This window comes from Streptomyces sp. NPDC127106, assembly GCF_042677605.1.
GTDB lineage: Bacteria > Actinomycetota > Actinomycetes > Streptomycetales > Streptomycetaceae > Streptomyces.
The window spans coordinates 74,345-91,991 of the sequence record NZ_JBHXTC010000005.1; the positions used below are offsets into that span (position 1 = coordinate 74,345).

At 73.8% G+C, this 17,647-nt stretch carries 15 protein-coding genes; 12 read left to right on the forward strand and 3 right to left on the reverse strand.

Going from position 1 to position 17,647, the window contains the following annotated elements; translation table 11 throughout:
• Positions 1 to 48: 48 nt before the first annotated feature.
• Both ACFVGY_RS07390 and ACFVGY_RS07395 read left to right on the forward strand, forming a co-directional pair.
• Positions 49 to 876 (forward strand): LysR family substrate-binding domain-containing protein, encoded by an 828-nt coding sequence (locus tag ACFVGY_RS07390; RefSeq protein ID WP_385672447.1) that lies wholly within the window; start codon positions 49 to 51, stop codon positions 874 to 876.
• Between the two features lie 108 nt (positions 877 to 984).
• A complete protein-coding gene (locus ACFVGY_RS07395; RefSeq protein WP_385672450.1) occupies positions 985 to 1,725 on the forward strand; it encodes a PP2C family protein-serine/threonine phosphatase in 741 nt (246 codons plus the stop codon).
• A gap of 48 nt (positions 1,726 to 1,773) precedes the next feature.
• On the opposite strand, the gene ACFVGY_RS07400 is transcribed toward ACFVGY_RS07395, so the two are convergent.
• A complete protein-coding gene (locus ACFVGY_RS07400; RefSeq protein ID WP_385672453.1) occupies positions 1,774 to 2,907 on the reverse strand; it encodes a site-2 protease family protein in 1,134 nt (377 codons plus the stop codon).
• A 78-nt stretch (positions 2,908 to 2,985) separates the two neighbouring features.
• A complete protein-coding gene (locus tag ACFVGY_RS07405; RefSeq protein ID WP_385672455.1) occupies positions 2,986 to 3,339 on the reverse strand; it encodes a hypothetical protein in 354 nt (117 codons plus the stop codon).
• A 231-nt stretch (positions 3,340 to 3,570) separates the two neighbouring features.
• On the opposite strand from ACFVGY_RS07405, the gene ACFVGY_RS07410 reads away from it, so the two are divergent.
• Together ACFVGY_RS07410 and ACFVGY_RS07415 are read left to right on the forward strand one after the other, a co-directional pair.
• A complete protein-coding gene (locus ACFVGY_RS07410; protein WP_385672458.1) occupies positions 3,571 to 5,757 on the forward strand; it encodes a hypothetical protein in 2,187 nt (728 codons plus the stop codon).
• Between the two features lie 51 nt (positions 5,758 to 5,808).
• Entirely contained in the window at positions 5,809 to 7,455 is a 1,647-nt protein-coding gene (locus ACFVGY_RS07415; protein WP_385672460.1) for an ABC transporter substrate-binding protein, read from the forward strand.
• A 40-nt stretch (positions 7,456 to 7,495) separates the two neighbouring features.
• On the opposite strand, the gene ACFVGY_RS07420 is transcribed toward ACFVGY_RS07415, so the two are convergent.
• A complete protein-coding gene (locus tag ACFVGY_RS07420; protein ID WP_385672463.1) occupies positions 7,496 to 8,509 on the reverse strand; it encodes an alpha/beta hydrolase in 1,014 nt (337 codons plus the stop codon).
• 355 nt (positions 8,510 to 8,864) lie between these two features.
• Here ACFVGY_RS07420 and ACFVGY_RS07425 point away from each other — a divergent pair, with 355 nt between their 5' ends.
• From ACFVGY_RS07425 to ACFVGY_RS07460, 8 genes are all read left to right on the forward strand, one after another.
• Positions 8,865 to 10,640 (forward strand): hydrogenase maturation protein, encoded by a 1,776-nt coding sequence (locus ACFVGY_RS07425; protein WP_385672466.1) that lies wholly within the window; start codon positions 8,865 to 8,867, stop codon positions 10,638 to 10,640.
• A 93-nt stretch (positions 10,641 to 10,733) separates the two neighbouring features.
• Entirely contained in the window at positions 10,734 to 11,789 is a 1,056-nt protein-coding gene (locus ACFVGY_RS07430; protein WP_385672468.1) for a hydrogenase expression protein HypE, read from the forward strand.
• 153 nt (positions 11,790 to 11,942) lie between these two features.
• A complete protein-coding gene (locus ACFVGY_RS07435) occupies positions 11,943 to 13,727 on the forward strand; it encodes a nickel-dependent hydrogenase large subunit (RefSeq protein WP_385672471.1) in 1,785 nt (594 codons plus the stop codon).
• A complete protein-coding gene (locus tag ACFVGY_RS07440) occupies positions 13,724 to 14,257 on the forward strand; it encodes a hypothetical protein (protein WP_385672474.1) in 534 nt (177 codons plus the stop codon). The genes ACFVGY_RS07435 and ACFVGY_RS07440 overlap by 4 nt, the downstream gene beginning before the upstream one ends.
• Before the next feature lie 62 nt (positions 14,258 to 14,319).
• Complete coding sequence (locus ACFVGY_RS07445) at positions 14,320 to 14,982, forward strand: DUF5947 family protein (protein ID WP_385672852.1); 663 nt, start codon at positions 14,320 to 14,322, stop codon at positions 14,980 to 14,982.
• Positions 14,979 to 15,680, forward strand: coding sequence for a DUF6084 family protein (locus ACFVGY_RS07450; RefSeq protein ID WP_385672478.1), 702 nt, complete (start codon positions 14,979 to 14,981; stop codon positions 15,678 to 15,680). The genes ACFVGY_RS07445 and ACFVGY_RS07450 overlap by 4 nt, the downstream gene beginning before the upstream one ends.
• On the forward strand, positions 15,677 to 17,116 hold the full coding sequence (locus tag ACFVGY_RS07455) for a hypothetical protein (RefSeq protein WP_385672481.1): 1,440 nt from the start codon (positions 15,677 to 15,679) through the stop codon (positions 17,114 to 17,116). Before ACFVGY_RS07450 ends, ACFVGY_RS07455 begins: the two co-directional genes overlap by 4 nt.
• The gene (locus ACFVGY_RS07460) at positions 17,113 to 17,643 is read left to right on the forward strand and encodes a hydrogenase maturation protease (RefSeq protein ID WP_385672484.1); all 531 of its coding nucleotides are present in this window, start codon (positions 17,113 to 17,115) and stop codon (positions 17,641 to 17,643) included. The genes ACFVGY_RS07455 and ACFVGY_RS07460 overlap by 4 nt, the downstream gene beginning before the upstream one ends.
• Positions 17,644 to 17,647: the final 4 nt, after the last annotated feature.

The following is a 17,647-nucleotide window of genomic DNA, read 5'->3' on the forward strand; positions in this document are numbered from 1 at the left end:
ATATCGAGCGCGTGCGCTACTCCTGACCACGCCCGGTAACCTGGCCGGGTGACAGGCTCGGAAGCACACCCCCCGCTCTCTCCCTCGTTCCGGCTCGCGTACGTCCCCGGAGTGACCCCCGGCAAGTGGGTACGGATCTGGAACGAGCGCCTGCCCGACGTTCCGCTGACCCTCCTCCAGGTGTCCGCCGGCGAGGCTCCGGACACCCTGCGTGACCGTGGCGCCGACGCGGGCCTGGTGCGGCTGCCCATGGACCGCACCGGCCTGTCCGCGATCCCCCTCTACACCGAGACCACCGTGGTCGTCGTCCCCAAGGACCACCTCGTGGCCGCCGTCGACGAGGTGACCACCGAGGACCTGGCCGAAGAGATCGTGCTGCACCCCCTCGACGACACCCTCGGCTGGGAGGCCCTTCCCGGGCGTCCCGCGTTCGAGCGCCCGGCGACGACCGCCGACGCGGTCGAACTGGTCGCGGCCGGCATCGGCGTCCTCGTCGTCCCGCAGTCCCTGGCCCGCCTGCACCACCGCAAGGACCTGACCTACCGGCCGGTCACCGACGCCCCGGCGTCGCGGGTCGCGCTCTCGTGGCTGGAGGACGAGACCACCGACCTGGTCGAGCACTTCATCGGGATCGTCCGCGGCCGCACGGTCAACAGCACCCGCGGCCCCCAGCCGGCCGCCGCGGCGCAGCCGAAGCAGCGGGGCCGCTCCGAGGCGAAGGCCGGGAAGAACCCGCGCGGCGGGACCGCCGGCGCGGGCGGTGCCAAGGGGACCCGCAGCGCCAAGGGCGGCAAGGGAATCGGCGGCGCCAAGGGCGCGGGAGCCGGCACGGGAGCCAGGGGGGCCAAGGGCGGCAAGCCCCGTCGGCGTCCCTAGCCGCGAAGCCCGCTCAGCTCGACCTGCCCCGTCAGTCCGGTCGCCCCCCGCCCGGTCGCTCCGGCCGCCGGGGTGGCAGCGGGCCCGCGGCGGGACAATGGTGGTGCTATGCCGTACATAGCCGTGAGCGCGCTGAGCCATTCCGGGCTGATGCGGGACCACAACGAGGACAGCCTCGTCGTAGGACCGTGGACGCTGTGCGCCACCGTCACCCGCAACCCGCAGACGTTCGTCTTCCCCCTCGGCGAGCCCCTCGTCGTCGCGGTCGCCGACGGGATCGGCGGGCAGCCGGCCGGCGAGGTGGCCAGCGCGTTGGTCGTGCGCCAGCTCGCGGCGCTCGGGCCCGCCCTGGCCAGCGAGGGCGCTGTCCGGGAGGCGCTGTCGATGTGCGACCAGGCGGTGTACACGGCCGCGGACAGCGATCCGGGACTGGCCACCATGGGCACCACGGTCGCCGGGGCCGTCGTCCTCGCCGAGTCGCTGATCTCCTTCAACGTCGGCGACAGCCGGGTCCTCGACGCGACGCAGGAGGACCTGCTCCAGGTGAGCGTGGACGACAACCCGCCCCTGGCGCCGGGGCAGCGCACGACGTCCCTGCTCACGCAGGCCATCGGTGGCGCCCGCCACAGCACCGGCATCACGCCCCACGTCTCGACGCGGCCCGTCGCCCCGGGGGCCCGCTTCCTCGTGTGTTCCGACGGGTTGACCGACGCCGTGCCGGAGGAGGAGCTCGGCGAGCTGCTGCGGGTGCACGACGACGGCAAGGCCGCCTACGAACTGTGGCGGGCCGCGATCGAGGCGGGCGGCCCGGACAACATCACCCTCGCCCTCCTGCGCATCGGCGACTAGCGAGGACGAGTAGCGGAGAACGGCCGGGGCGAGCGTCGCGGTCCCTGCTCAGCCCGATTCCCGACCCCCGCCCAGCGCGTGCCGGCGCAGCATCCGGGAGATGTCCGCCGCCGTCAGGATCCCCACGAGCCGCTCCCCGTCCAGCACCAGGATCGGCAGCCCGGCACTCGGCCGCAGCCCCTCCAGCGCCTCCGTCAGCAGATCGCCCGGAGCCGCCACCGTGCACCGCTCGCGCGGGGTCGCGACGTCCCGCACCCGCAGCTCCTCCCGCTGTGCGGCGGGGAGCGCGGCGAGCCGGCCCATGTGCACGATCCCGCTCGGCCGGCCGTCGAAGTCGAGGACGGGCAGCACCGAGTGCCGTGCCTCCAGCGCCACCTCGTCGATGAACCGCGGCACGGCGAGCCAGTCGGCCCCGGTGACCACCGGCGCCGACATGGCGTCGGCCACCCGCACCCCCTCCAGTGCCGCGCGCATCTCCGAGCTGCGCCGTTCGGCGCCCGCGACGACCGCCATGAACAGGCCCACCAGGACCAGCCACAGCCCGCCGGGGGAGCCGCGCAGGAAGGAGATCCAGCCGAAGGCCGCCAGTAGCACGCCGAAGACCTGGCCGCTGCGCGAGGCCGCGCGTTCGGCCCGCTCCCGGTCGCCGGTGCGCCACCACAGCAGGGCCTGGAGCACCCGCCCGCCGTCGAGGGGTGCGGCCGGCAGCAGGTTGAACACCCCGAGGAACAGGTTCGTCCAGCCCAGCCACACCAGGACGGCCGCGGGCACGGCCCAGCCGGTCAGCGTGTGCAGCCCGAAGCCCGCACCGAGCGCGGCTCCCCCGATGACGAGGCTGGCGACCGGCCCGCTGACGGCCACCACGAAGGCCACCCCGGCGCTCTGCGGCCGCCCCATCCGGGTCATGCCGCCCAGCGCCCACAGGGTCACGTCCTCGACGGAGATGTTCTTCCTGCGGGCGGTCGCCGCGTGCGCGGTCTCGTGCAGCAGCAGACTGCCCAGGAGCAGCAGTGCGCCCACCGCCGCGGCGACGGTGTAGACGGTGCGGGACTGCCCCGGCGTCCAGGCGGGCAGGGTCTGGCGGCCGAGCCCGTACGCGAACAGCACCACCAGCAGCGGGACGCTCCAGTGCATCCGCAGGGGTACTCCGACCACCCGCCCGATGGGCACCGAGCCGTTCATCGTCGTCTCCTGCCCCTCGGAGGCCGGACCACACACCCATTGTCGCTCCGGGGTGCGCGGGCGCCGCCTTCCCGGGGCTCAGCCCTCCGCGGCGACGGTGGCCGGCTCCGCCTCCAGTTCCCACGCGTGGCGCTTGAAGTCCTTGAGGAAGTCGGCGTGGTCCTCCCACTGCCGGGCGATCCCGCGCAGCACGTCCCAGTGGTGCTCCACCGACTGGTCGATGACCCGGCCCAGGGCGGCGTCGGCCGTGGCCCGCTTCTCCAGCAGCCCCTTGACCGCGGAGGCCTCCAGCACCGCGTTGCGCAGGGCCCGCAGCGCGCGCGAGGTGTCGTCCATCGCGAAGCCGCGCTCGCTGCCGGTCGCCTCGTCGAACAGCGGGGTGAGCCGCGCCTCGATGAAGGCGGTGATCCGCTCGAAGTGCTGCACGTCCATCGGGGCTCCCTCTCCGGCCGCGCACGGCGGCCCGGAACATCGCGTGTGTCACGTTTCCTACCGCCGCCCGGATCCTGCGCGGGCGGCGCGGTTGCAGGATATCGGCCGAAGATCCGCAACAGGACGGCCGCGGCAGCACAACGGATCCACGGTATGGCCGTCGCTCCTCGTCCTCCTGGTGTTACCTTCCGTGTCGTCGGTGGGCGCGTATCGATGAGTCGGGGGGCGGGCATGAGGGGCGCAACGGCGGAGCTCGGCCGTACGGAGGGGACGGACGCGTTCCTGCGGCACATGATCTGGCGCTATCCGGACCAGCGGCAGCCCGTGGTGGCCCTGCTCGGGCCCCGGCAGTCCGGCAAGTCCAGCATGCTGCGCTCCCTGTCCCAGGGTTGCGGATCGACGGTGGTCCACGCCCACCTCGATTTCCACGAGACCCCGCTGGACCCGGTGTCCGCGGCGGCCCTGGTCGCGTTCCAGATGATGCGCGGCTGGGACACGTTACGCCGCAGCCCGGTGTTCCACCGCTTCGCCCTGGGGCTGCTCGCGCTCAACGAGGACCTGGAGCCGGACCGGGCCCGCGCCACGGAGCAGATCCGCGACCTGATCCGGCACTACACGCGCAACACCCGCCGCGGCCGCTTCGCCTCCCGCCTGGAAGGTGCCGTGGACGCCACCATGGACGTGGTGGTCACCGGCGCGCTCAGCCCGCTCGTCCAGGGCCCCCGCGAGGTGGCGGGTGCGGTACGGGACGGGGCCCGGCCCGTGATCGGATCGCTGCTCCAGAGCACCGCCCGCTGGGGCCTGCGCGACGCGCTGCGCTGGCACGTCGGCATCCCCGAGGCGGAGGACGCGGGCCACGTCGACGCCCTGATCCGGCTCAGCTCCGCCTCCCGATCGGCGGCGGTGGCACCGCTGCTGGCGGCCTTCCTCGCCGACGCCAAGGACCAGGCGGAGCGGCACCCGGCCCTGCGTTCGGCCTGCTCCTGCGAGATCCCGGCGGCCGAGCCCGCGCGGGGCCGGCACGACCACGCCTGGGTGCTGTTCGTGGACGGAGCCCAGACCCCGGCCGGCCGCCACTTCCTCACCGCCCTCGTCGCCGCCCGCATCCGCAACGAGCAGCACGCGCCGGGACCGTTCGGCGCCGCGGACCCCCTCGTCGTCCTCGCCGCCTGCGACCAGTGGCAGCCGGAGTGGACCGCCCGCTGGTGCGAGCCCTGGCGCACCACCCCGCTGCCGGGCAGCCCGCAGCGCCGGATCCCGCTGCTGTCCCGCGCCACGCGCGCGGTGTGGACCCGGCAGGACGAGCCGGGCGGCGGCCCGGACCCGCTCTCGGCGGCCCCCTACTGGTACCCGGTCTGGCTCGACCCGATGTCCGAGGACCGCGTCGCGGACGTCGCCGACGGCGGCGGCTCGCTGGCCGCGCCCGTCCCCGCGTCCGTCGCGCACGCCCTCACCGGCGGCCACTGGGGAGCCGCCCTCACGTTGCAGGACCAGCGCGCCTCCGCCCCACCCGACGCGGACGGCGTCGAACGGGACAGACCCCTGCCCGCCGCCGTCGACGCGAGCGGAAGACCCCTGTGGTCGCGGGCCCTGGAGGGCAGCCTCCCCGAGGGGCTCGCCGCGCCCGGCCGGCAGTGGACCGGCGCGCCGCCCGTCGTGCTCGCCGCGGCCTACCTCGCGGACATGCGCACCGCCGACGACCCCCGCGTGCCGCCCGAGATAGCGGACCTGCCGCGCAGCCTGGAACTGCTGCGCCGGAACCTGTGGGTCAGCACCTTCTTCCACCGCCCCTCCCTCATCCGGGAGGTCGGCTGGGGCGAGGCAGACCGGCCCCCCGTCCTGCACCCCTGGCTGGGCCGCTGCGCCCTCACCGCCCTGGCCGCCGCGCCCGCGACCGCGCCGGCTCCCCCACCCGCGGCCCCGCCCGGGCCGGGCCGGGACGCCCCGGCCGACCCGTGGCGCGAGGTGTTCAGCCGGCAGGCCCAGGCACTGGCCTCCCTGACCTCCGCCCACAACGGCTCGGCCGTCGCCCGCGACGAACAGCAGCTCTTCTACGCCTTGGCCCTGGGCGACTTCCCGCCGGTCGCCGAAGCGCTCGCCCAGCGGTTCGACCGCGACCACCGGGCCTGGGTGCGGCTCCTCGACTATCTCGCGTCGGCTCCCTGCCGCCTCGTCCACCAGCAGACCGCGCAGGAGGCGTACGCCCTCCTCCTCGACGGCATCGAACGGACCGGCCGGGACGTCGTCTCGGTGGCCACGGCGAAGCTCCTGGCCCTGCTGTGGCTGTACAACGACCCGCTCACCGAACGCCACCGGCGATGGGACGCCCAGATCGAAGAGGGCTTCGAACGCCTGGCGCACAACTCCCGTCTGCTCGACGTCAGCGCCCTCCAGCAGGCCGGCGCCCGCTTCGCCTGATCCTTCCGCGCCACGCGTCGGCGTGGCCGCGCGCACCGCTAGGAGTCCTTCATGCCCGCAGGTGTACGCATTCCCCGGTTCGTCCGGTGGCGCCGCCATCCGGTGGTGTCCGTGGTCGTCGTCCTCCTCGTCCTGGCCGGAGCCGTCGTGGGCGGCAGCGAGCTCTACCGCTACCTGGACCGGCCCGAACTGTCGTGCGGCAAGGGGATGACCGTGGCCGGCGAGCCGCTGGCCTGCGTCGGGGTGAACATCGAGGGCAAGCCGTTCACGAAGGACGATCCGGACCGCATGCGCGCGCTCCAGAAGCAGATACGAGCCGCCAACAACACGGTGACGGGGGAGTCCACCAGTGTCGTGCTGATGCTGAACCTGTCGCCCGTGCACGACGTGGACACGCTGACCTACGAGTCGCTCTACCACAACATCGAGGGTGCGATCACCGCCGTCTGGCGGGCGAACAACACCGCCGCGTACGGCAGCAGGCCCGGCGTCAAGCTCTACCTGGCCAACATGGGCAGCCGGTACGGGTCCTGGGAGCGGGCGGTGGAGAGCGTCAAGCAGTACGCCACGTCCGAGCGCATCTCGGCGGTCGTCGGCCTCGGCCAGTCCACCGAGCAGACCCGGCGGGCCGCCGCCGCCATTTCCGCGCAGCTGCACATCCCGGTCATCGGCTCCACGATCACCGGCAATTCGATGAACCTGGACCCGGCCGATCCGACGGGCAGGAAGCTGATCCCCGACATGTTCCGCGTCTCGCCGACCAACACGGACACGGTCATCGCGGCGAACCAGTACGTGTCGGGGCTGAAGCCGGCGGTCACCTCGATGGCCGTGGTCGCCGACGGCGTCGACGGCGACGACTACACGGCCACCCTGGCGGCCGAGGCCAAGGTCCGCTTCCAGGCCCCGGACCGCACGGTGACCGTGCTGCCGTACACCTCGCCCCGCGACATCCCGAGCGGCGCGGGCCGCTACGACTACCTGGTGCAGCAGTTCAACCTGATGCACGCCAACCTGTGCCAGGCCGCTCCGTCCACCGTGTACTTCGCCGGGCGCGGCCGCGACCTGGGCGCCTTCGTCCAGACCTGGGTGCAGGGGGCGCCCTGCGGCATCGGGCAGCTGCACATCCTGGTCGGCGACGACGCCTCCGAGGCCATCCGCGACGACGTGGTCCTCAAGGGCATCGCCTCGGGCCGGGTCACGGTGGCGTTCACGGCGCTGGCCAGCCCGGAGGGGTGGGGGACCGAGTGCCCCGGGTCGGACGCCAAGCGCAACTACGACCAGTTCTGGTCGGCGTTCACCGGGCGCCCCGACCCGTGCACGCAGCAGCCCCTGGCCACCACGCAGGGTGCGCAGCCGCCGCTGGCCTTCGAGCCGGTGAGCCTGGCCAGCGGGCAGGCGATGCTCACGCACGACGCCGTCGCCGCCGCGGTCAGCGCGGCCCGGCGCGAGGGGGCGGGAGTGAAGAACCCGGGCCTGCTGACCGGCATCCTGCACCAGTTCTACTGCGCGCAGATGCTGCCCGGAGCCAGCGGGTGGCTGTCCTTCGGCAACGACGGGAACCCGGTCGGCAAGCCGATCCCCATCGTGCAGATCAACGCGGACGGGACCACGAGGACGGCGGCCCTGACCTGGCCGAGTTCCGCGCCCAACCTGAGCCTGCCGCAACGCGGCGGTACGGGAGCCCCGGGCTGCTGACCCGCCCTGCTCCCGTCCGGCCCCCTCGGCCGTGTCCGGCTCAGCGGCAGAGCCGGGCCACCAGCTCCAGCTCGCCCGCCACCACCGCCGGGTCGCGCGGCCCGGCGTGCGGGGCGGCGAGCGGACGCACGCGGAAGCGGTTGCCCGGGGTCAACTCGTCGGCCTCCCGGATCATCAGGTCCTGGAGCGCCGGCGGGATCGCCCGGTCCTCGGTGAACTTGAGGAAGGTGCGCGGGATGCGCCCCCAGCGCTCCGGCAGGCCGCGCGCGTCGGAGACCGAGATCGCGGCGGACTCGTCCGGTTCCAGGGTGTTCATCAGCGCCCGGACCTCGGCGTCGGTGTAGTCGGAGCCCAGCGCCTCCTTGCAGGCCGCGAAGAACTTCGGGTCGTTGGAGCGCCAGTTGACCCGGTTGACGCCCAGCTCCGGCGGGGTGGGCACGCCGGTCATCCGGAAGAGCATGCTGGTGGCCGCTTCCGGAGTGGTCATCAGCTCCAGCACCGACTTCCGCTTCGCGGGGCAGAACGCCGAGGCGTACACCAGGTGGTCGATGAGCTCGGGGATCCGGTTGGCCACCGCGTTGACGGTCGCCCCGCCCATGCTCTGGGCCACCAGGACCACCGGCCCGTTGCGGCGCGCCCGCCGTACGACCGCTTCCACGTGGTCGGCGTTGTCCTTCAGCGTCACCTTGCCCAGCGGGGAGGGCTCCGTGCGCAGCGCCTCCAGGTCCTGCGGCGACTGGTAGGAGAGCGGGAAGTAGGCGCCGGGGCCGTGGCCGGGCAGGTCGACCGCCACCGCGCGGTGGCCGCGCAGCCCCAGCTCGGCCACCCATGTCGCCAGTCCGTAGGAGTTGCTGCCGGAGCCGTGGACCATGACGAAGGTGACCGGGCGCGCGGGCCGGGAGGCGGCTTCCGCGGCGGTGGCCCCCGCGCCCACCGCTGCGACCGCGCCGGCGCCGGCCACGGCGGCCCTCAGGACGGTGCGGCGGGAGCGAGCGCCGCTTCCGCCCGTCGACAGCACACCAGTTGTGTCACTCGTTTCACTCGTGTCACTCATACGGCCGACATTACGCCTGGGTAACACCGCAGTACGGGCGATATCCGGCCAACCAGCTCGAACCCAGGGGTGACGCGCACCACCCGCCACGGCGGTCGAGAAGAGGAGCATCCGCGGGCTCTCGGGCGGAGCCCGGGTCCGTGGCGATGCGGTCACCCCGCGGCGCCCCGCCTCCTCCCGCGCCCGCGCCCCCGCACCCCGGCCGCCCTCCACCAGGTGGCCGTGCGGGCCGTCCCGTACGGGTGACACCACGCGTACGTCTCACCGGGCAGCGCACGCCCGTCGCCGACGATCGCAGATGGCCGGAACCGTTCCGGCTGCCCGCGATCGTCGGGCCGGACGCTTCGGAGAACCCGTGCACATCCTGCTCGCCGCAAGTGCGTTCAACAGTCTCACCCAGCGGGTCCATGCCGAGCTGCGGGACCGCGGGCACAGCGTGGCGGTCGAGCTCGTGCTGCCCGGAACCCGCCTCGCCGACGCCGTCGACCGGTACCGGCCGGACCTGGTCGTCGCCCCGATGCTGAAGACGGCCATCCCCCGCGAGGTCTGGTCCCGGCACGTGTGCCTCGTCGTCCACCCCGGCCCCGTCGGAGACCGCGGCCCCTCCTCGCTCGACCGGGCCATCAGCGAGGGCGCGGACACCTGGGGCGTCACCGTCCTCCAGGCCGACGCGGAGCTGGACGCCGGCCCCGTCTGGGCCACCGCGGACTGCACGCTCCCGCCCGTCGGCAAGAGCGACGCCTACCGCGGCGAGGTCGCCGACGCCGCCCTCACCGCCCTCCTCCGGGCCGTCGACCGCTTCGCCTCCGGCACCCACGTCCCCGAGCCCCAGTCGTCCGGCCGCGCCCTGCCGTACCTGCGCCAGGAGGAACGCCGGATCGACTGGGCACACGACTCCACCGACCGCGTCGTACGCACCCTGCGCGCCGCCGACTCGCAGCCCGGCGTCCTCGACGAGCTGCTGGGCGGCCGGTGGTACCTGCACGGAGGCCACCCGGAGGACGGGCTGCGCGGCCGCCCCGGCGAACTGCTCGCCACCCGGGCCGGCGCGATCTGCCGGGCCACCGCCGACGGCGCCGTGTGGATCCCCGAACTGCGGGCCGGGCGCGTCCCCGGCGAGCCGGCCCCCGTCAAACTCCCCGCCACCCTGGCCCTCGCCGGGCGGCTGCCCGCCCTGCCCGAGATCCCCGCCCCACCGGACCCCGGCACCGGGGCCGGCCCCCGCACCTGGTCCGACATCCGCTACCGGGAGGACGGCGAGGCCGGCTTCCTGTCGTTCTCCTTCCCGAGCGGCGCGATGAGCACCGAGCACTGCCGCCGCCTCCTCGCCGCCTACCGCGAGGCCTGCTCCCGCCCCACCTCCGTCCTCGTCCTCGGCGGCGGCCGCGACTTCTTCTCCAACGGCATCCACCTGGGCGTCATCGAGGCCGCCGACGACCCGGCCGAGGAGTCCTGGGCCAACATCAACGCCATGGACGACCTGGTCGAAGCCGTGTTGACCACCACCGACCGGCTCGTCGTCGCCGCCGTCGGCGGCAACGCCGCCGCCGGCGGGGCCATGCTCGCCCTCGCCGCCGACGAGGTCTGGCTCCGGTCCGGGACGGTCCTGAACCCGCACTACCGGCTGATGGGCCTCCACGGCTCGGAGTACTGGACCTACACCCTGCCCCGCCGGACCGGCACCGGCGTCGCACAGCGCCTCATGAGCGAGGCCCTGCCCGTCGGCTCCGAGGCCGCCCGCCGCCTCGGACTGGCCGACCGGACCATCGACTGCGCCCCGCAGGCCTTCGCCGACGAGACGGCGCGCCTCGCCGTCCGGCTGGCCGACTGGCCCGGCACCCGGTCCCGTACCGTCGGCAAGAAGGCCCGCCGCGAGGTCGACGAGACGCTGCGCCCGCTCGCCGCCTACCGCGAGACCGAACTCGCCCGGATGCGGGAGGCGTTCTTCGACCCGCAGGCCCCCTACCACGCGCTGCGCAGGGCCTTCGTCCGCAAGGAGACCCTGGACGGGACCCCTGCGCACCTCGCCCGGCCCACCCAGGGGCGGCGTACCGCCGCGACCCCCGGGCGGCGGCCCGGAATCACTGCACCGGCCCAGTCCGACAGGGCGGCCGGCCCGGCCGGCTGCTAGCAAGAAGGGTGGGGGCGGCCGCAGACCTTCCCCCGCGGCCGTTCCCGTCCCCGCAGGACCCCCTCCCGCATCCCCGCCCAAGGAGCGATCCGCATGGCTGCTGGAACGCAGAGCACGGTAGAGGACCCCACGATCCACATCCTCTGGATCAACGCCGGACTGAGCTGCGACGGCGACTCGGTGTCCCTGACGGCCGCGATGCAGCCGAGCATCGAGGAAATCGTCACGGGCGCCCTCCCCGGCCTGCCCAAGATCGCCGTCCACTGGCCGCTCATCGACTTCGAATGCGGCCCGGTCGGCGGCGCCGACACGTTCATCGAATGGTTCTTCAAGGGTGAGCGCGGCGAGATCGATCCCTTCGTCCTCGTCGTCGAAGGCTCCGTCCCCAACGAGACGATCAAGCCCGAGGGCTACTGGTGCGGCTTCGGCGACAACCCGGAGACCGGCCAGCCCATCACCACCAGCGAGTGGATCGACCGGCTGGCGCCGAAAGCCCTCGCCGTGGTGGCGATCGGCACCTGCGCCACGTACGGCGGCATCCACGCGATGGAGGGCAACCCCACGGGAGCCATGGGCGTCCCCGACTACCTGGGCTGGAACTGGACCTCCAAGGCCGGCATCCCGATCGTCTGCGTGCCCGGCTGCCCGATCCAGCCGGACAACTTCGCGGAGACCCTCACCTACCTGCTCTACCAGGCGGCCGGCTCCGCCCCGATGATCCCGCTGGACGACAAGCTGCGCCCGACCTGGCTGTTCCAGCACACCGTCCACGAGGGCTGCGACCGGGCCGGGTACTACGAGCAGGGCCAGTTCGCCGAGTCGTACGACTCGCCCCAATGCCTCGTCAAGGTCGGCTGCTGGGGCCCGGTCGTCAAGTGCAACGTCCCCAAGCGCGGCTGGATGAACGGCATCGGCGGCTGCCCGAACGTCGGCGGCATCTGCATCGCCTGCACCATGCCCGGCTTCCCCGACAAGTTCATGCCGTTCATGGACCAGCCGCCGGGTGCCACGGTCTCCACCAAGGCCAGCGGCGCGTACGGCGCCCTGATCCGCAAGCTGCGTGCGGTCACGCTGCACACGGTGGACGAGGAGCCGAAGTGGCGCCACACGGGCCGGAAGATCACCACCGGGTACCGCCCGCCCTGGTGACCCGGCCGGGCCCGGCCGGCCCGCCCCGCCCGGGCCGGCGCCCCCGCACCGCCCCGCTCGCCTCCCGCTCGCCTCCCGCCCGCCTCACGCTCCCTCCCGCCCCCTCACGCTCCCGCCCCCGAACCCGCTCCCAGAAGGGCCACGGCAGACACGATGACACCGAAGACGAAGGCGGCCGGCGACGGCAGCGGCCTGGTGGAGATGGCCTGGGATCCGATCACCCGGATCGTCGGCAGCCTCGGCATCCACACGAAGATCGACTTCAAGCAGAAGCGGGTGGCCGAGTGCTACAGCACCTCGTCCGTCTTCCGCGGCTACAGCGTCTTCATGCGCGGCAAGGACCCCCGCGACGCGCACTTCATCACCAGCCGCATCTGCGGGATCTGCGGTGACAACCACGCCACCTGCTCCGTCTACACCCAGAACATGGCCTACGGGGTCAAGCCGCCCCACCTCGCCGAGTGGATCATCAACCTCGGCGAATCGGCCGAGTACATGTTCGACCACAACATCTTCCAGGAGAACCTGGTCGGGGTCGACTACTGCGAGAAGATGGTCCGCGAGACCAACCCCGGCGTCCTCGACCTCGCCGAGCGCACCGAAGCCCCGCACGCCGCCGAGCACGGCTACCGCACCATCGCCGACATCATGCGCTCGCTCAACCCCATCGAGGGCGAGTTCTACCGCGAGGCCCTCCAGGTCAGCCGCTACACCCGCGAGATGTTCTGCCTGATGGAGGGCCGCCACGTGCACCCCTCCACGCTCTACCCGGGCGGCGTCGGCACCATCGCCTCCGTCCAGCTCTTCACCGACTACATGACCCGCCTCATGCGGTACGTCGAGTTCATGAAGCGCGTCGTGCCGCTGCACGACGACCTCTTCGACTTCTTCTACGAGGCCATGCCCGGCTACGAGGAAGTCGGCCGCCGGCGCGTCCTGCTGGGCTGCTGGGGCGCCCTCAACGACCCCGAGTACTGCGACTTCACGTACGCCAACATGACCGACTGGGGACGGAAGATGTTCGTCACCCCGGGCGTCATCGTGGACGGCAAGCTGGTCACCAACGACCTCACGCAGATCAACCTCGGCATCCGCATCCTGCTGGGCAGCTCGTACTACGACGACTGGGCCGGCCAGGAGCAGTTCGTCCGCCACGACCCGCTCGGCAACCCGGTCGACCCCCGCCACCCCTGGAACCAGCACACCATCCCCGCCCCGCAGAAGCGGAACTTCGACGACAAGTACAGCTGGGTCATGTCCCCGCGCTGGTTCGACGGCACCGAGCACCTCGCCCTCGACACCGGTGGCGGCCCCATCGCCCGCCTGTGGTCCACCGCCCTGTCCGGGCTCGTCGACGTCGGCTACGTCAAGGCCACGGGCCACAGCGTGGTCATCAACCTGCCGCGCACCATGACCAAGCCGGAGACCACCTTCGAGTGGAAGATCCCGCAGTGGAGCAACGCGCTGGAGCGCAACCGCGCCCGCACGTACTTCCAGGCGTACGCGGCCGCCATCGCCCTGCACTGCGCCGAGAAGGGGCTCGCCGAGGTCCGCGCCGGACGCACCCAGACCTGGGAGAAGTTCGAGGTGCCGGACGAGTCCATCGGCTGCGGCTTCACCGAGGCCGTACGCGGCGTCCTCTCCCACCACATGGTCATCCGCGACGGGAAGATCGCCAACTACCACCCGTACCCGCCGACCCCCTGGAACGCCAGCGTCCGCGACTCCTACGGCACCCCCGGCCCCTACGAGGACGCCGTCCAGAACACCCCGATCTTCGAGGAGAACACCCCGGAGAACTTCAAGGGCATCGACATCATGCGCACCGTCCGCAGCTTCGACCCCTGCCTGCCCTGCGGCGTCCACATGTACGTCGGCGGCGGCAAGACCGTGAAGTCGATGCACGTCCCCACCGGCCTGAGCGGGCTGGGCGGATGAGCACGACCGTCATCGACGCCCGGGAGGCCGGCCGCCGCGTCGAGGAGGTCCTCGACCGGCTGGCCGCCTCCGGCGACCGGCAGGCCTGCGCGGCCGCCGAGGAACTCGTCCGCGTGCTCATGGACTTCTACGGCGCCGGGCTCGCCCGGATCGTGGAGCGCCTCGGCGCGGGCGCGCTCACCCGCATGCTCGGCGACGACCTGGTCGCCGGCCTGCTCGCCCTGCACGACCTGCACCCCGACGACGTCGGCACCCGGATCGCCCGCGCGCTGGAGTCCGTACCCGACCCCGTCGAACTGATCGGCTTCGACGAGGCCACCGGCACGCTCCGGCTGCGCTCCGCCGCCCGCCCGGCCACCGGCTGCGGCTGCGCGGGCAACGCGGACGCGGACGCGGCCCGGCAGAGCGTCGAGGACGCCGTCGCCTGCCTGGCCCCCGAGGTCACCTCGGTCGAACTGGCCCCCGCGGCCCCCGCGCCCGCCCTGCTGCAGATCGGCACCCGGCCGCCGACCCCGGCCCACGTACCGTGAGCCCGGCCCGCCCCCGGGCCGCTGCCGCGCCCCCGCCGGTGTCCGTACCCCCGCCGGTGTCCGTGCCCGGGGCCGCCCGCACCGCCGTGCCCGGCCTGCGGCGCTTCACCGGGCCGCGCCCGCCGCGCCCCGAAGCCTGCGAACTGTGCGGGGTGCCGGTCGCCGAGCAGGGCCACCGGCACCTGGTGGAGACCGAGAAACGGGCCCTGGTCTGCGCCTGCATCCCCTGCGCCCTGCTCTTCGACCGCCCGGGAGCCGGCGCCGGGCGGTACCGCACCGTCCCCGACCGCTACCTCACCGACCCCGCCCACCGGCTCGACGACAGCGCCTGGGAACGGCTGCGGATCCCGGTCGGCGTCGCGTTCTTCTTCCGCAACGCCGCACTCGACCGGCTCGTCGCGCTCTACCCCAGTCCCGCCGGAGCCACCGAGAGCGAACTCGACCCGCAGACCTGGCAGACCGTCCTCGGCACCGGCCGGCTCGCCGCGATGCTGGAGCCCGACGTCGAGGCACTGCTCCTGCGCCGCACCCGGGACCGCACCGAGTGCCACCTCGTCCCCATCGACATCTGCTACGAACTGGTGGGCCGGATGCGGCTGCTGTGGCAGGGCTTCGACGGCGGCGCGGAGGCCCGCGCCGCCCTCACCGCCTTCTTCGCCGAGGTCGAGCAGCGCGCCCGGGCACTGCCCGCGCCCCGGCCGGACGGGCAGGAGGGGCCGTCGTGACCGACTTCGCCTTCACCGTCACCGGCGTGCGCGCCGACCCGTACGCGGCCGGCCCCACCCTCGTCTTCCGGCTGCGCATCACCGCCTCCGGAGGCACCCGCGTCCACGCCCTCGCCCTGCGCTGCCAGCTGCGGATCGAACCCGCCCGACGTGACTACGGGCCCGCCGAAGCCGCCGCCCTCCACGACCTGTTCGGCGACCGCTCCCGCTGGGGCAGCACCCTGCACCCCCTCCAGCTCGCCCAGGTCGCGGTCATGGTCCCCGGCTTCACCGGCGAGACCGAGACCGACGTGGCCGTGCCGTGCAGCTACGACACGGACATCTCCACCGGCCGCTACCTCGCCGCCCTGGAGGACGGCGAAGCGCCCCTGCTGATGCTGTTCTCCGGTACGGCCTTCACCGGCGCGGGCGGCTTCCACGTCGAACCCGTGCCCTGGAACCACGAGGCCTCCTACCGGCTGCCCGTCACCGTGTGGCGGGAGATGATGGAGCAGCACTTCCCCGGCTGCGGCTGGCTGCGCCTGCCCCGCGACACCATGGCGGACCTGCTCGCCTACCGCTCCCGCCACGCCCTCGCCTCCTGGGAGGAGACCGTACGGGCCCTGCTCGACACGGCCCGGGCCGCCGAGCCGCCGCCCCGGGACCCCGCCTGGGCCGGCGCCGTCCTGCCGCGCGCCACCGGGAGGACCGCGCCATGACCACGACCACGGCCGCGGTGCCCGCGTCCCGCTTCGCCCCCGCCCGCCAGGTCGCCGACGCCGTCTTGTTCGAGGGCTACGTCCTCTACCCGTACCGCGCCTCGGCCGCGAAGAACCGGATGCGCTGGCAGTTCGGCGTCCTGGTCCCGCCCGCCTGGGGTCCCCGGCACGGCGAACACTCCGGCCAGCGCACCGAACTCGTGGCGGAACCCCGCGGCGACGCCTCCGTCGCCGTCGAACTGCGCTTCCTGCACGCCCAGCGCCGTACGGTCGAGGAGGCCCGCGCCGACGGGTCCTTCGCCGCCGTGCCCGAACTGCACCTGCCCGACCGGGTCCTCGTCCCCTGGGACGAGGGCCGCGACGAGCGGGTCCAGATGAGCGTCCGCGTCGCCGACCTGGAGGCCGGCGAGGTGTCGCTGCCGTTCACCCGGCCCGCCCGCGTGGAGACCGAACCCGTCCTCGACGCGGACGGACGCCCCGTCGGCCGCCTGGTGCGGCGCACCGAGCGCATCGACGGCGTACTGCGCCTGCACGCCGCACCCCTGGACGTGCCGTACCGGGCGCTGAAACTCACCGCGGTCGTCGAGAACACCGCCGACTGGACCCCACCCGACGAGGAGGCCGACCGCGACGCCGCCCTGGCGCGCTCGCTCGTCGCGGCGCACCTCCTGCTCGGGCTCAGCGCCGGATCCTTCCTGTCGATGACCGACCCGCCCGAATGGGCCCGGGCCGTCGTCGCCGACTGCGACAACCGGCACACCTGGCCGGTGCTCGCCGGCGGGAACGGCCGCGCCGACGTGGTCCTCTCCTCCCCGATCATCCTCGAGGACCACCCCCGCATCGCCCCCGAGAGCGCCGGGGCCATGTACGACGCCACCGAGATCGACGAGATCCTCGCCCTGCGCACGGCCGCCCTCACCGAGCAGGAGAAACGTGAGGCGCGCGGCACCGACACCCGTGCGGCCGCCGTGATCGACCTGGCCGACACCATGCCCCCCGAGGTGCTGGAACGCCTGCACGGCGCCGTCCGGGCCCTGCGCGAGATCACCGAACCCGGTGCCGCCGCCCCACCGCCCGGCCCCGACTCCCTGTCCGAACCGCCCGACGGGGACGCCGTGTTCCGCCCCGACACCCCCTGGTGGGACCCCGCCCACGCGGACCCCGCCGACCCGGCCCGCGACCGCGTCACCGTCGACGGGGCGGCCGTGGGCGCGGGCAGCCGGGTGCTGCTGCGGCCGGGCCTGCGGCGCACCGACGCCCAGGACCTGTTCCTCCAGGGGCGCACCGCCCTCGTCGAAGCCGTGCTCCGCGACGTCGACGGCGGGGTCCACCTCGCCGTCACCGTGGACGGCGACCCGGGCGCCGACATCCGCCGCGAGCAGGGCCGCTTCCTGTACTTCCAGCCCGACGAGGTCACCCCCCTGGAGGACGCGTGAGCCGCCGGACCCTCGTCGCCGGCATCGGCAACGTCTTCCTCGGCGACGACGGCTTCGGCGTCGAGACCGTACGGCGGCTGAACGGGCCGGGAGTCCCGCTGCCCGACGGCGTGGAGACCGCTGACATCGGCATCCGCGGGGTCCACCTCGCCTACCGGCTGCTCGACGGCTACGACACGCTCGTCCTGATCGACGCCACCGCCCGCGGCGGAGCCCCCGGCACGCTGTACCTGATCGAGGCCACCGGGGACGGGCCCGTCGCCCCGCAGGCCGCCGTGCTCGACGGCCACCAGATGTCCCCCGACGCCGTCCTGGCCCTGCTCGACACGCTGTGCGCCGGAACCGGGGCCGCCCCGCCCCGGCGCATCTGGGTCGTCGGCTGCGAACCCGGCAGCCTGGACGAGGGGATCGGCCTGAGCCCCCCGGTGGCCGCCGCCGTCGACGGGGCCGCGCGGATGGTGCTGGACCTCGTGCACCACCAGGACGAGGAGACGCCGCAGGACGAACCGGGCGTCGCCGCCAACTGAGGAG

Excerpts from the sequence above, each read along its gene's own strand:
- ACFVGY_RS07395 (WP_385672450.1), top strand. The coding sequence starts at position 985 with ATGCCGTACATAGCCGTGAGCGCGCTGAGCCATTCCGGGCTGATGCGG.
- ACFVGY_RS07400 (WP_385672453.1), bottom strand. The coding sequence starts at position 2,907 with ATGAACGGCTCGGTGCCCATCGGGCGGGTGGTCGGAGTACCCCTGCGG.
- ACFVGY_RS07405 (WP_385672455.1), bottom strand. The coding sequence starts at position 3,339 with ATGGACGTGCAGCACTTCGAGCGGATCACCGCCTTCATCGAGGCGCGG.
- ACFVGY_RS07410 (WP_385672458.1), top strand. The coding sequence starts at position 3,571 with ATGAGGGGCGCAACGGCGGAGCTCGGCCGTACGGAGGGGACGGACGCG.
- ACFVGY_RS07415 (WP_385672460.1), top strand. The coding sequence starts at position 5,809 with ATGCCCGCAGGTGTACGCATTCCCCGGTTCGTCCGGTGGCGCCGCCAT.
- ACFVGY_RS07420 (WP_385672463.1), bottom strand. The coding sequence starts at position 8,509 with ATGAGTGACACGAGTGAAACGAGTGACACAACTGGTGTGCTGTCGACG.
- ACFVGY_RS07430 (WP_385672468.1), top strand. The coding sequence starts at position 10,734 with ATGGCTGCTGGAACGCAGAGCACGGTAGAGGACCCCACGATCCACATC.
- ACFVGY_RS07435 (WP_385672471.1), top strand. The coding sequence starts at position 11,943 with ATGACACCGAAGACGAAGGCGGCCGGCGACGGCAGCGGCCTGGTGGAG.
- ACFVGY_RS07440 (WP_385672474.1), top strand. The coding sequence starts at position 13,724 with ATGAGCACGACCGTCATCGACGCCCGGGAGGCCGGCCGCCGCGTCGAG.
- ACFVGY_RS07455 (WP_385672481.1), top strand. The coding sequence starts at position 15,677 with ATGACCACGACCACGGCCGCGGTGCCCGCGTCCCGCTTCGCCCCCGCC.